This window comes from Chryseobacterium arachidis (assembly GCF_900129245.1).
Lineage (GTDB): Bacteria > Bacteroidota > Bacteroidia > Flavobacteriales > Weeksellaceae > Chryseobacterium > Chryseobacterium arachidis.
In genome coordinates this window covers 42,836-57,849 of the sequence record NZ_FQUT01000018.1, presented here as the reverse complement: position 1 = coordinate 57,849, position 15,014 = coordinate 42,836, and the positions used below count along the sequence as shown (strand labels likewise).

The 15,014-nt window shown below is 39.2% G+C and carries 5 protein-coding genes; all 5 read left to right on the top strand.

Annotation, left to right across the window (positions count from 1 at the left end):
• Nucleotides 1–117 precede the first annotated feature (117 nt).
• Genes BUA89_RS20830 through BUA89_RS20810 form a run of 5 tightly spaced genes read left to right on the top strand, consistent with a single transcriptional unit; the run spans nucleotide 118 to nucleotide 14,850 of the window.
• Entirely contained in the window at nucleotides 118–7,128 is a 7,011-nt protein-coding gene (locus BUA89_RS20830) for a type I polyketide synthase (protein WP_143152416.1), read from the top strand.
• Between the two features lie 22 nt (nucleotides 7,129–7,150).
• Nucleotides 7,151–11,386, top strand: coding sequence for a type I polyketide synthase (locus BUA89_RS20825; protein WP_072963476.1), 4,236 nt, complete (start codon nucleotides 7,151–7,153; stop codon nucleotides 11,384–11,386).
• Nucleotides 11,374–11,673: an acyl carrier protein gene (locus BUA89_RS20820; protein WP_035662076.1), complete on the top strand. Its 300-nt coding sequence runs from the start codon at nucleotides 11,374–11,376 to the stop codon at nucleotides 11,671–11,673. The genes BUA89_RS20825 and BUA89_RS20820 overlap by 13 nt, the downstream gene beginning before the upstream one ends.
• Nucleotides 11,664–12,458: an alpha/beta fold hydrolase gene (locus BUA89_RS20815; RefSeq protein ID WP_072963473.1), complete on the top strand. Its 795-nt coding sequence runs from the start codon at nucleotides 11,664–11,666 to the stop codon at nucleotides 12,456–12,458. The genes BUA89_RS20820 and BUA89_RS20815 overlap by 10 nt, the downstream gene beginning before the upstream one ends.
• Nucleotides 12,451–14,850, top strand: a complete 2,400-nt coding sequence (locus BUA89_RS20810) for a glycosyltransferase (protein WP_072963470.1) — start codon at nucleotides 12,451–12,453, stop codon at nucleotides 14,848–14,850. Before BUA89_RS20815 ends, BUA89_RS20810 begins: the two co-directional genes overlap by 8 nt.
• The last annotated feature ends 164 nt before the right edge of the window (nucleotides 14,851–15,014 follow it).

Here is a 15,014-nt window from a genome sequence, read left to right as displayed (position 1 = left end):
AATAAATTGTACCGAATTTATATGATTTTTTGAGCCAAAAAAATTGCTGAGTCCATGCCCGGATTCTCGGCTTTTTGTATTGGTGAATCTGTTATTTATTTAGTCATTATGAATGTTATGAAAAACTTGACCATTATTGGAATAACACCCTTTGAAAAACCTGACATCAATCTCATCCCTACGTTGTATCAGGCAGGTGCATTTCCCGTTCTAAGCTTGGGAAACGAATTATCAGCCGCTCAGACTTTGCTGAATCAGCTTAATGAAACAGACATCCCCGCTTACGGTGTATATCTGAGTAACGAAAAACTAAGTTCAATCCAAATTCCGGAAAAGGCAGAATTGATTATTTTACCCTTTGGAATTTCGTTGAACAGTAACAAAAACCTTGCCAAAATTTATCAGGTCAGCAATATAGAAGATGCCAGATCAGCTGAACAGTTGGGCGCAAAAGGCATCATTATAAAAGGTAATGAAGCAGGAGGTTTGGTTGGTTACGAATCGTCATTTGTATTGTTTCAACGTGTTATTAAAGAAATTACCAGTATTCCTGTTTGGGTACAAGGAGGAATCGGACTTCATACTGCAGCCGCCATAAAAGCTTTAGGAGCAGCTGGAATTGTTCTGGATAGTCAGCTAGCTTTGTTCCCGGAAAGTAATGTTCCTCAAGACATTAAAGAGCTTTGTTCAAAACTAAACGGCACCGAAACTAAAATAATTGCCGATCACCGCGTCTTGGCAAGACCGAATTCTCCCGTATTACCGGAAAATATTACTTCAGAAGAGCTTAAAGAATATTTTACAGATCTTGATATCAGCAAGAGCTATATTCCAATGGGCCAAGACATTTCATTAGCGATTGATTTGTACGAGGATTTTAAAACGTTGAAAAAATTAGTTTTCGGATTTAAGGAAGCTATGTTTGGTCATTTGAGACAGGCAAAAGCGCTTCAGGTAATAGACCATGATAACATTTTAGCAAGAGAATTAGGCATAAAATATCCCATTGCACAAGGACCAATGACCCGTGTAAGCGATGTTCCGTCCTTTGCCAATGCCGTTGCAGAAGCGGGAGCTTTACCTTTCATTGCCTTATCTTTATTAAAAGGTGAATCGGCAAAATTTTTAGTAATGGATACTAAAAAATTAGCCGGCGAAAAAACCTGGGGAGTAGGAATTTTAGGTTTTGCACCGCAGGAATTGAGAGAAGAACAGACTTCATATATATTAGAAGCGAAACCTCCCGTTGTTTTAATTGCAGGAGGAAGACCGGCACAGGCAAAAGTATTTGAAAAAGCCGGAATTACAACCTTCCTGCACGTTCCTTCTCCTGCCCTTTTAGATATTTTCTTAAAAGAAGGTGCTAAAAATTTCATATTTGAAGGAAGAGAGTGTGGGGGTCATGTTGGCCCGCTTTCGAGCATGGTTCTTTGGGAAAAACAGATTGAAAGAATTTTAAAAGAAGATAACCCTGAAAATATCAGCGTATTTTTCGCAGGGGGAATCCATAATGATTTTTCAACAGCATTTGTTTCCATTATGGCAGCTCCATTGGCTGCGAGAGGTGTAAAAATCGGAGTCTTAATGGGAACCGCTTATTTGTATACGGAAGAAGCCGTCTCTTGCGGAGCCATTCAGGAAGAATTCCAGCTGCAGGCAATGCAGGCAAAAGAAACCGTATTACTGGAAACCGCTCCGGGACACGAAACCCGTTGTTTAGATACGGCATTTGCACAATATTTTAATACTGAAAAAGCAAAACTTTTAGAAGCCGGAACCGACAAAAAAGAAGTCTGGGAAAAGCTTGAAAAATTAAATGTAGGACGTTTAAGAATTGCCGCAAAAGGCGTTGAACGTCAAGGAGACCATTTAGTTAATATTCCGAAAGAAGATCAGCTGGATCTGGGAATGTATATGATCGGTCAGGTGGCAACAATGCATGATAAAGTAATCTCCATGGCTGAACTTCATGAAAATGTAGCGGTTAATAATTTCGATTATATCCAAAATGCAACGTTGCCGGAAGAACCAATTTCAGTGGAAAAACCTTTGGATATTGCTATTATCGGTATGGAATGTATATTTCCGGAAGCTAAAAACCTGGAAGAATACTGGAAAAATATCATTACAGGAAAAGACAGTGTAACGGAAGTTCCGGATGAAAGATGGAATAAAGAACTTTATTATAAACCGGATTCCAATGAAGCCGATGTCTCCCATTCAAAATGGGGAGGATTTATTCCAAAAATTGATTTCGATCCGCTGGCATTCGGAATCCCGCCACAATCTCTGGCAGCGATTGAACCTACACAATTATTAACGTTATTGGTTGCAAAACGTGCTATGGAAGACGCCGGTTATGGAGAAAAAAACTTCAACAGAGAAAATATTTCTGTAATCATCGGTGCTGAAGGGGGAAATGATTTGGCCAACAGTTACAGCTTCAGAGGATATTACAAGCAGGTTTTCGGAGAGCTTCATGAAGAAGTGAAAGAAGCCTTTCCACATACAACAGAAGACTCTTTCCCGGGAATTTTAGCGAATGTAATTGCAGGAAGAATTACCAACCGTTTAGATTTGGGTGGAAGAAACTATACCGTAGATGCAGCTTGTGCTTCTTCTTTGGCGGCCATCGAACTGGCTTGTCAGGAACTGATTTTAAACAAATCAGACATGGTTCTTGCCGGAGGAGCGGATTTACATAACGGAATCAATGATTATTTAATGTTTTCCAGCACACACGCACTTTCCCGCAAAGGAAGATGCTCAACTTTCGACAGCGAGGCAGACGGAATTGCCCTCGGAGAAGGTGTCGCTATTTTAGTATTAAAAAGATATGAAGATGCTCTAAAAGACGGCGACCGCATTTATTCGGTAATCAAAGGCGTTGGCGGATCAAGTGACGGAAAGGCTCTGGGACTTACAGCACCAAGAAAAATCGGACAGGTTCGTGCATTGGAAAGAGCGTATACTCAAGCAGGAATCAGCCCTGCATCTGTTGGATTGGTTGAAGCTCACGGTACAGGAACTGTTGTTGGAGATAAAACTGAACTGAGTGCTTTAACGAATTTATTCAGCCGTTCGGGAGCTTTGCCGGGACAGACTCATTTAGGTTCTGTGAAAACTCAGATCGGCCATACAAAATGTGCGGCTGGATTGGCAGGATTAATTAAAGCTTCCCTAGCAGTGTATCATGGTGTAAAACCTCCTACCCTTCACCTTCAGAAACCTAATGCATATTATAATTCGGTAACAAGTCCATTTGCTTTTCACTCAGAAACAGGATTATGGAATAATAAAAACCGTTACGCAGGAATCAGCGCTTTTGGTTTTGGAGGTACAAATTTCCATACCGTAATTGCCAATCATCCTAAAGAAGACGATTCTGCGGTGCTGAAATCTTGGCCTTCAGAATTATTTGTATTCCGTGGAGACACCTATGATGAAGCTAAAATTCAATTGAATCAGATTAAATCTTTGCTTGAAATCAATGACAGCATTTCATTAAAAGATATTGCGTACAGTTTGGCGATCAGTTCAGAAAAGCAGGTTCAGTTAAGCATTGTCGCAGATACGGCAGAACATTTGATGATGAATATCGAACTGGCTTTATCCGGAATTGAAAGCAAAGACACATTTACAGTCAATAAAAAAGAAGGAAAGGTAGCATTCCTGTTCCCTGGACAAGGCAGTCAGCGAATCAACATGGCACGTGATTTATTCGTAGCGTTCCCTGAAATGCGAAAATTGATCGATTCACACCCTGAACTGGAAAAAGTAATTTTCCCTTCAAAAACTTTTGATGAATCAGCTTTAAAACAGCAAAAAGAAACGATAAAAGACACACGTTTAGCACAACCGCTTTTAGGAATTGTTGATCTGGCTCTGGCTAAATTCTTACAATCTATCGGAATTGTTCCGGATATGTTGGCAGGTCACAGCTATGGAGAATTACCTGCATTATGTTTCTCCGGTGTTTTTGAAGAAGAAAAATTGGTTGAATTAAGTACTAAACGAGCTCATTCAATTTTGGATTCCGTTGAAGGCGGAGATCCAGGTTCTATGATTGCTGTGAGTGCTACCAAAGAAATTTTAAAGCCAATTTTAGATCAGACAGAAGGCTGTTATCCTGTTAATTATAATGCTCCGACTCAATGTGTTGTGGCAGGAAGTACGGAAGCGATCAACAAATTAATGGAAGTTTTGAAACAGGAAAGAATTTCAGCGAAAAAACTGGAAGTTGCCTGTGCATTCCACAGTCCTTTATTGGCAAAATCGAAAGACTTATATGCTGATGTTTTAAAAGATATTGCTTTCAAGGAAATGCAGATTCCGGTTTGGTCAAACACGACGGCAGAAATCTATCCTGCAAATGCTTCAGAAATAAAAGAAAGACTGACCGATCATTTGGTACAGCCTGTAAGATTTGTTGAAGAACTTCAGGCAATGTATGAAGATGGCGCAAGAATTTTTATCGAAGTTGGACCGGGTAAAGTTTTGACGGGATTAACAAAATCTTGCTTAGACAAAGATCAATTGACATTATTTGTGGAAGACAGCAACGGTAACAAACTTACTCATCTTCTTTCCATGCTGGCTCAATATTTAGGAACGGGAAGAAACTTTAACATTGCTAATCTTTTCAACGGACGTAACGCTAGACTTATCCAAATCGATCAGCCTGAACTTTACAAGAAAAATCCTGCCATCTGGCGTGTGAACGGGCAAACTGCACATCCAACGACGGGCGCACTTCCCAACAACGGTGCATTACCAATCATAAACCCAATCCAAATGAACAACTTTACCAACAATACTCAGGCTCCTGCAACTGAAAGCTCATCTACCGCAGAACGTATGCTTCAGGAATATTTAAACAGCATGAAAATGATAATTCAGGCGCAACGTGATGTGATGCTTTCCTTTTTAGGACAAAATCCACAGGTAAATCAGGCACCAGTTTATACTCAACCGGTTCAGATTCCTGTAAATAATCAGGCTCCTGTCATTTCTTCGCCAATCAGTGACGGTGCTGAAAAAACAGTAATTATTCCTGCGAAAACAGTGGCTCCTGTAAAAGATATAAAAGCTTTATTAATGCAGGTTGTAAGTGATAAAACTGGCTATCCTCAGGAAATGTTGGGTATGGAAATGGATCTTGAAGCCGATCTGAGTATCGATTCCATTAAAAGAGTTGAGATCATCGGAACGCTTAAAAACGAATTGGGTGGTTTAAAAATCGATCAGGCCAACGAAGATACGATTATGGAACAGTTAGCTGCCATCAAAACTTTAAATGGTTTAGTGAGCTGGTTTACAGAATACACCGGAAATTCAACAGCTTCTCAGAAAAATGCTGTTGAAGAAGTTAAAACATCGGATGCTCAAACTCAGTCTAAAACGTTATCACTTGAAGAACTTCAGACTGAAATTTTAGATATTGTAAGTGAAAAAACCGGCTATCCAAAGGAAATGTTAGGACTGGACCTTGATATGGAAGCGGATTTAAGCATCGATTCTATCAAGAGAATGGAAATTATTGCAGATCTGAAAACAAAGATAGGTTTCGGGCAGGATCTGGAACAGGCAGATGATTTAATGGAAAAATTAGCAGCCATTAAAACATTGAACGGTTTGGCAAGCTGGATTCACGAAATGAGCGGATCAAGCGATTCTGAAACTATTTCAAATGTTTCAGCTAATAATTTATCACGCCTTCGTTTTGATTTAACGCCAACCGAAATTTCTATGCCTCAAAACACAGATATTTTACAAGGAAAGCGTTTTGCCATCACTCAGAATGACAACAATCAGACATTAGCCATTAAAAATGAGCTTGAAAAACATGGTGCGGATGCAGAATTGATTGATTCTGATAAAGATTTAACGGATTTTGACGGATTAATTATTCTTGATTTATTCTCATCTTCTGCGAATCACAACATCATCGATCATGTTGATTTAATCAAAAAAATGGATCTTGATAAAGCACAATGGATCTATCTTATTTCCGATATTCCGGCTCACGTTCAGGAATTGACAGACACTACCCTCTTGCGCCATTATAAGGGACATCCAGGACTTTTCAAGAGCCTTGCTCGTGAATTTGAACAGACCAATTGCAGATTAATCAGCTTAACATCGCCTCAACAAATCGAGCAGATTGCAGAAATTACATTAAAGGAAATTTTAACGAAAGATAAACCTGCAGAAGTTATTTATAAAAACGACAAAAGACACAAAGTAGATATTATTCCGTCGCCTTTGTCAACTGGTTTAAGTGAGGCTCAAATTCAATTGGATCAAAATTCCGTGGTGTTGGTTCTTGGCGGTGCGCAGGGAATCACTTCCGAATTGGTAAAACATATGTCACAGGCTTATCCTTGTACGTATGTCTTGGTCGGAAGATCAGCTGATCCGAGAAATCAAGCGACAAAAAATGAGTTGGAAGCATTTAAAACTAAGGAAGAAATAAGAGCTTATCTTATCAAATCCGGAACATTTACTTCGCCTTCTGAGATCGAAAAAGAAACGATAAAAGTTTATAAAAACAATCAGATATTGCGTACCATAAGAGATATGGAGCAATTGGGAAATACCATTGTTTATCAGTCATTAGATCTTTGTGATGAAAATGGTTTATCTGAATTAATCAACAGCATTTACGAAAAATACAACCGTTTAGACGGCGTTATTCACGGAGCTGGATTGTTGGAAGATAAATTATTCAAACAAAAAACAACAAGCTCTTTCGGACGCGTTTTTGACACGAAAGTAAAACCGCTTCGTGTATTGGCTGAAAAACTTCGTACCGATTGCCAGTTTGTGGTGTTATTTTCAAGTATTGCTTCGGTGTATGGGAATAAAGGGCAAACGGATTATGCAGCGGCAAACAGCGTTTTGGACGATTACGCCAATGCTTTAAATAAAAAATTAAAAGGAAAAGTAATCTCCATCAACTGGGGTCCGTGGAAAGGCGCAGGAATGGTTTCATCATCTTTGGAATCTGAATACGAAAGAAGAGGAATTTCTCTTATTCCATTGGATCAGGGGAAGGAAATTTTCCTGAATGAAATAAAATACGGAACAGAAAGTCAGGTACTTATCATGTCCGGAAGTAATTGGTAATCTCTGTTTTAAGTAAAAACGTATGAAGAAAACAGATGTTGCAGTAATTGGTTTATCCTGCGTCTTTCCGGGGGCGCAGGATGCCCAAACTTTTTGGCAGAATATTGTCAATAAAGTAGATTCTACCCAATTGGCGCCGGCCGATCGTATTGATCCTGTTCACTTTGGTGATCATTCAGGTTCGGTCGACCGTTTTTATTGCCAACGCGGTGGATTTATCCCTGATTATGAATTCGATCCTACTTCTTTCGGTATTTTGCCGTTAGCAGTTGAAGGAACAGAACCTGATCATTTATTAACCTTAGATTTAGTTCAGAAAGCCTTAGACGATGCAGGAATTTTCAGGAAAAATATCTCCTTGGAAAAAGCAGGAATTATCATCGGAAAAGGAAATTATACAGGTCCCGGCGCGACTCGTGCCATTGAAATTGTAAGAACAGGTGAGCAGATTTCTTCATTATTAAAAGAATTATTACCCGAAGTTTCTTCAGCAGATATCGAAAAAGTAAAACACGCTTTTCAGGAAAAAAAAGGACGTTTTGCTGCCGATACAGCAATGGGATTGATTCCTAATTTAGTTGCTTCTTTGGTTGCGAACCGATTCAATTTGGGAGGTGTAGCTTTTACCGTTGATGCCGCTTGTGCAAGTGCTTTATTAGCAGTGGATCATGCTGTTCAGGAACTTCAGAGAGGTCGTTCAGATATAATGATCGCAGGCGGAGTTCATACCGGACAAAACGCTGCGTTCTGGAGTATTTTTTCTCAATTGGGAGCCTTATCAAAACAACAAAAAATTAAACCTTTCAGCAATGATGCCGATGGATTATTGATCGGTGAAGGCTGTGGATTTGTCGTGTTAAAAAGACTGGAAGACGCTGTAAAAGATCAGGATAAAATTTATGCCGTAATCAAAGGAGTCGGAATCAGCAGTGATGGTAACGGAACCAGCGTAATGAGTCCTTCTGTAAAGGGTCAGTTAAAAGCTTTACAACAAGCCTGGACAAACGCAGATTTGGATGAAAAGCAGATCGGTTATCTTGAAGCTCACGGAACAGGAACTCCGTTGGGAGATAAAACCGAATTGCAGACTTTAGCTCAGTTTTTCGGAAAAGAAGAAAATGCTAAAATTGCCGGAATCGGTTCTGTAAAATCAAATATTGGTCATGCGATGCCCGCTGCCGGAATTGCAGGTTTAATTAAAACCTGTCTGGCTTTGCATCACGACACATTGCCGCCAACATTATATTGCGAAACTCCGACTTCGGAAATGCAGAATACGAGATTTGAACCTGTTCAGGAAGCGAAAAGCTGGTCAAAAACCGGATTGCCAAAAGTTGCGGCAGTGAATGCTTTCGGGTTTGGAGGAATCAATGCGCATGTGGTTTTGGAAGGTTATAATTTGCCTAAAAAAGACAAAGTTCTGATCCTGGCAAGACCAACGCATGAAGAATTATTAGCCGCTTTACAAAATAACGAAACAACGATTGGTGAAGGGAATTTCCGTGTTGCGGTTTTTGAACCCACTAAAGAAAGAATAGAAAAAGCGACGAAAATTGTTGCTAAAAATAATCCGTGGCGAAATAAACAGGATATTTGGTACACCAATACACCTTTGCTTCAAAACGGAGAAAAAGTAGCCTTTGTATTCCCCGGTTTAGATGGGTTGGCAAAAGGTGAAATTGAAAGTGTAAGCCGATATTTTAATCTTACAGCTCCGATAGAAACGGAAGGTGAAGGCTTATTGAATGATGCGTTGAACATTTTCAACAACTGCAGCATTTTGGATAATTCATTAAAAAAATTAGGAATTATTCCCGATATGAATGCAGGTCACAGTTTGGGAGAATGGCTCGCGGGCTACTCTTCGGAACTGGCAGAAGTGAATTCTGTGAAGGCATTAATTGATGTTTTAAACCCCGAAACGTTTGAATTAAAGGATTCAAAATTCATCGCGATCGGGTCCGGAATTGAAACCATTAAACCTATCATCGAAGAAATTCCAAACGTGTACATTTCCAATGACAATTGTCCGAATCAGGTGATTCTTTGCGGAAGCAATGCAGCATTGGATGAATTGGTTCCGATATTAAAATCAAAACAGATATTTCATCAGATATTGCCTTTCCAATCAGGGTTTCACTCACCTTTTATCGCTGATAAATTAGATGTGATTTTAGCCGGAATGGAAAAAGCACAGTTTCAGAAAACGAAAATTCCGTTATGGTCGGCAACAACTTTAGAACCGTATCCGGCAGATCAGGAATCCATCAGAAAACTGAGTGCGGAACATCTTGTGGAACCCGTTCGTTTCCGTGAACTGACGGATAAACTGTACGAAGAAGGCGCAAGATTTTTCATTCAGGTTGGAACCGGAGGATTGATCGGATTTATTGATGATACTTTGAAAGGAAAAGCATTCAGTACGATTGCTTCAAGCACGCCTGTACGATCTGCATTGGCGCAGTTACAACGTGTGGTTGCCGCTTTATTTGTGGAAGGAAAAACGATTGCTTTAGACTTTTTAGATATTCAAAATTCTTCAAAAACATCATCTGGAAAAGGAATTAAGCTCGAATTAGGTTCGCCAATTATCCGTGATTTCAAGGAAATTAAAAATTTAGCAAAAACCGTTGAAGTTCCGAAACAAAAAAATGTTTCAGTGGCTAAAACAGGACATCCGCTTGTTCAGGCATTTCAGGAAAATATTGCAGAAATGATCAGCATGCAGGAAGAGGTATTAACATTATTCCAGAACCCTGAAATCAAAGTTTCAAGACCGGCACCGATTGTTCCTCAAATAACTGTTCCGGCGAGTAAAGATTTTTCAAAAACATTGCATGTTGATTTAGAAAATCATCCTTACTTGATCGATCACAGCTTATTGAGACAGCCAAAAGGCTGGCCAACAGTTGCCGATATGGAACCAGTTATTCCGATGACGATGATCTTTGAACAGCTGGCGGAAATTGCTCAGGCAGAAATTTCAGGCAGTAAAGTTCATAAGATCATGAATGTAAGCGTTTTCCAATGGATGAATGTGGCAAAACCTTTCGAAAAAACCGTAAAAGGTGAATGGAAATCAAGATATCACGCCTATTTGGAAATCGAAAATTTTGTAAATGCAGAAGTTTTATTAACCTCAACAGATCGCCATATCCCGAATATCAATCTTTCAGTTGGAGATGTATTGCCAATCGAAAGAACACCTGAAGAAATCTATGAGATGCATATGTTTCATGGTGAAAAATATCAGGGAATTACGGAAGTTTCAAAAGTTGGAACGAAAGGAATTGTCGGAAAGATCAAAGGGAACGGCGGAAAAGGTTCTCTTTTGGATAACGCAGGACAATTGTTTGGGCTTTGGCTTCAATTAACATTAACAAAAGACAGAATTGCATTCCCTGTAAAAATCAAAGACATTGAATTCTTCGGAGATCTGCATGATCAGGACGGAATTTTTGAATGCACATGTAGTTTAACAGAATTAAATGACGAATTTGCAATTGCGGATATCGTTCTAAAAAAAGACGGAAAAGTCTGGTGCTTGATTTCAGGATGGCAAAACCGTCGTCTGGAAATCGATGCCGCGTTGTGGAATGTCTCAATGTCGCCTTTGCACAATCGTCTTTCCGAAGAAATTGCGCCTGAAATATTTTTCTTCCATCAGGCGTATTCAAGAGTGGCGTCGTGGGATTTTATCCTGAAAAGATATTTTAATCAAACCGAAAAGCAATACCATCAGACACTTTTACCGAACAAGAGGAAAAGCTGGATGGTAAGCCGAGTGGCGGTGAAAGATGCCGTTAGAAATCTTCTTAAAAAGGAAAAAGATCATCCTTGTTATCCGATTACTTTTGAAATTGGAAAAGATGAGGTTGGAAAACCGTTCTTAATTGGAGATTCTACGAAAGACATTCACATTTCTTTAGCACATAAAGGAAAAGATGCAGTCGGAATTGCAAGAAGCGGAAAACAGGTCGGAATTGATATGGAAATTATTGAAGAACGCAGCTCCGGATTTTACGATTTAGTCTTTACAGATCACGAATTAACTTTATTAAAAGACAAAGATCAGGCAGAATGGACGACCAAATTCTGGGTAGCCAAAGAAGCCTACGGAAAGTTTTTGGGAACCGGATTAAAAGGAAATCCGAAACAGTTCGAAGTTGAGAAAATTACAGAAGATTCTTTATGGATCAATCAAACAGAAATCAAAACCATTAAACATAAAAATTATATCATAGGATGGACACTTTAAATACAACAGAAAAATTAAATCACGAAGAATTATTCACCCTTTTAAAAGGATTTATCACAGAAGTTATCGGTGAGGAATTTGCGGAAGAAATGGATATTACCCCGGAAAGTTCATTCACAAAAGACCTTGAAATGGACAGCATTGAAATTGTGTCTTTTTCAGAGAAAATCAAGGCTCATTTTGGTGACCAGATCGACTTTACGGGATGGTTGTCTTCGATGGATCTTGATGAACTGATCAACCTGGATTTACGTATGATCATCAATTATATCTACGAATGCCAATAATCGAAATCAATCATAAAAAAGTTCATATTCAGGAACTCAATAAAGGTGCTGAGCAAACCGTGGTTTTGATCCACGGAATGTTCAGTAATCTGTCCATTTATTATTTTAATATTGCTCCGGTTTTAGCAAAAAAATTTCATGTGGTGATGTACGATCTGAAAAGCCACGGCATGAGCGAACGTTTTGAAGACGGCTACGACTTGGGAAATATGTCTTCCGATCTGATCGCTTTAATGGATGAATTACAGCTTGAAAAAGTACATCTTGTCGGTTATAGTTTCGGAGGCTTAATTGCTTTAAAAACGGCTTTAAACTATCAAAACCGTATCAATCAGCTCATTGTGATGGAAGCTCCTGATCCTCAGGATGAAAAAGCCAGAGGAATTATCGATCAGTACAGCAAGGAATTTCTGGAGCATTATGTGGCTAATTTTACAGACACCACGAAAGTACAGATGGGCAAAAGGCAGATGGAGAAAAACCATCGCATGTATGAGTTCCTTTTCAACAAAACCAGCATCAAAGCGGATATGATCAGGGAAAAAGATTTCCTGAGTGAGGTAAATTTATCTGAAATACATATTCCGACCTTATTGTTGTACGGTTCAGATTCCAACTGCAGAGCAACCGGAGAATGGCTGAACGATCAAATTCCTGATTCTCAATTAAAATTAATTCCAGGAGATCACAACATCCCGATTCAGGAGCCGGCCCTGATCGCAGAAAAAATGGCTGAATTTTTATCTAAAAACTTATCAAAAACTTTGACACAAAACCATGGCTAAATTTGTATTTGTTGTTCCACCTTTGACGGGTCACGTCAATCCCACGTTAAGCATCGGTGCTGCCCTTCTGGAAAGAGGGCATGAAGTAGCCTGGATCAGTCTTGACAAAAATTTAAGTGCAAAACTTCCTGTCGGAGGAGAATTATTGTTGATTGAATACGATCAAACCGACGAAGAAAAAAGAGAAAGTGAAAACTATCTCGATATCATCTCTAAAAAAGTAGTCTACGGAATCGACAGCGTTAAATTTCTCTACGAAGAAGTACTGATTCCTTTAAACAGACATTGCTATAACGGTATTGTAAAATTACTTAAGCTTTACCAACCCGACATGGTGATCGGCGATCATCAGTTATTTGCCGCAGCGGTTGCTGCCAAAAAAATGGGACTTCCCTATTCTACTACAGTCACCGCCCCGGCTGCCATTAAAATCATGGACGAATTACCGAAAGTTCATGAATGGGAAGAAAAACAGGTTATCGCCTTACAAAAAGAATTAGGCATTGATGGTGATAAAGCATTGGACTGTTCAGATCTTCTGACATTGGTCTTAACTTCAAGATATTTCTTTGGCGAAATGGATCTTCCGACCAATTTCCAGTTTACGGGTCCGGTTCTTACCGAGCGCCGTATTTCCTGTGAATTTGATTGGGAAACCTTTCATCAAAGCTCAAAGAAAAAAATTCTGGTCAGTATCGGAACAACTTTCGATCATGATCACAAAAAAGCATTTTTCCAAAAAGTGGTTGATGCTTTTAAAGATGAAGATCTCACGGTTATTGTCGTTTCAGATCCACAGCTTTTCGAAGAATGGCCGCAGAATTTTATGGTGTATCAACAAGTTCCACAATTGGACCTTCTGCCACATTTGGACGGAGTTGTTTCTCACGGAGGTCATAATACGGTTTCGGAAGCACTTTCAAACGGACTGCCTTTGGTTGTGATTCCGATTGCTTACGATCAATCTCATGTTGCAGGTCGCGTTGTGCGTACAGGAGCCGGGGAACGCTTAAATTTCAACAGATTTAAAGCCAATCATCTGAATGAGGCCGTAAAAACAATTTTAAACAATCCTGGTTACCGTGAAGCTGCCGAAGCTGTCCGTGAATCTTTCTTACAAGCCGGAGGTACAAAAACTGCAGCCTATTTACTTGAATTAGCATTAATTCCAACTGCTGAAATTGAAAAACCGAAATCTAAATTTCTATTCGTAATTCCCCCGTTTTTCGGACACATCAGCCCGACTTTAAGCGTTGGCGCGAGTTTAATTTCCCGAGGTCACGAAGTAAAATGGTTCGGAATTACACCTTTAGATCAAAAACATATTCCGGAAGGAGGTAGTTATTTTTATCCTGAACAGGATTTAATTCCGTATCAGGATGAGATCGCAAGAATTTTAAAAAGACAGGATGATGGTCCCTCTTGTTCAGGTCCTGAAGTGATGAAGCTGGCCTTGGAAGAAACCTATGTTCCCTTCGCTAAAATGATGATGCCCGGTTTGGAAACACTCACCCAAGAATGGCAACCGGACGTTATCGTGAATGATTGCATCACTTTTGGAGGAGCCCTTTTCGCTCATAAAAACAATATTCCGTGTGTAACGACAACGCCTGTTCCGCCTGATGTGATGGGTGATACCGCGAACAGTGCACCGAAAATTTTCGAATGGCAGCAAAGTTTAATTAAAAATCTTCAAAAAGAAGTTGGCATCGAGGATGACGGAATTTTTATTCATTCTCATGACTTGAATTTAGTATTTACTTCTCAAAAATTTGCTGATTTTGAAACCGTTCCTTCTCACATGGAATTTGTGGGTCCCGTAAAAGGTCGTCCCAATCCGGCACCTTTTGACTGGGATAAATTAAACGCTTCAACAACTCCGAAAATATTTGTTTCATTAGGAACTCTTTTAGTGGATATCAGAAAAGCATTTTTCGAAAAAGTGATCGCTGCATTTGCAGATCAGCCTGTAACAATTATTGCCGCTACTCCACCCGAAATTTTTGAAGAATGGCCTTCCAATTTCATCGTGAGTAGTTTTGTACCTCAATCAGCTTTGATGCCTCACATGGATGCGGTGATCTGTCATGGTGGTTTTAATACGGTAAACGATACTTTTACCAACGGTTTACCAATGCTGATTACACCCATTGCTTACGATCATTTTCATATTGCAAAACTGATCGAAAAAGCAGGCTGCGGAATCAGCATCAGATATAAAAGATTACGTGTTGAAACGCTTCGACAAACTATTTTTGAATTATTGGAAAATCCAATGTACAGAAACGCAGCGAAAGAAGTTCAGGCAAGTTTACTCAATGCAGGCGGAAACGATCGTGCCGTAGAATTGCTGGAAAACTTCGTTCAGCAGGAATCATTGGTCGAGATATAGAGCACGCTTAAATTTGATATTTTTTAAACATTAAGAAGTTAAGGCTTAAGTAAACTTAATAAAAATCAATCTATTGATTTCTTCATCATATTTAGCTTCATTTACTTAAAATCTTAATGTTAGAATAAGAATAAACAAAGTTTATTTTAATTAAGAAAATTAAA

Excerpts from the sequence above, each read along its gene's own strand:
- BUA89_RS20830 (WP_143152416.1), top strand. The coding sequence starts at position 118 with ATGAAAAACTTGACCATTATTGGAATAACACCCTTTGAAAAACCTGAC.
- BUA89_RS20825 (WP_072963476.1), top strand. The coding sequence starts at position 7,151 with ATGAAGAAAACAGATGTTGCAGTAATTGGTTTATCCTGCGTCTTTCCG.
- BUA89_RS20820 (WP_035662076.1), top strand. The coding sequence starts at position 11,374 with ATGGACACTTTAAATACAACAGAAAAATTAAATCACGAAGAATTATTC.
- BUA89_RS20815 (WP_072963473.1), top strand. The coding sequence starts at position 11,664 with ATGCCAATAATCGAAATCAATCATAAAAAAGTTCATATTCAGGAACTC.
- BUA89_RS20810 (WP_072963470.1), top strand. The coding sequence starts at position 12,451 with ATGGCTAAATTTGTATTTGTTGTTCCACCTTTGACGGGTCACGTCAAT.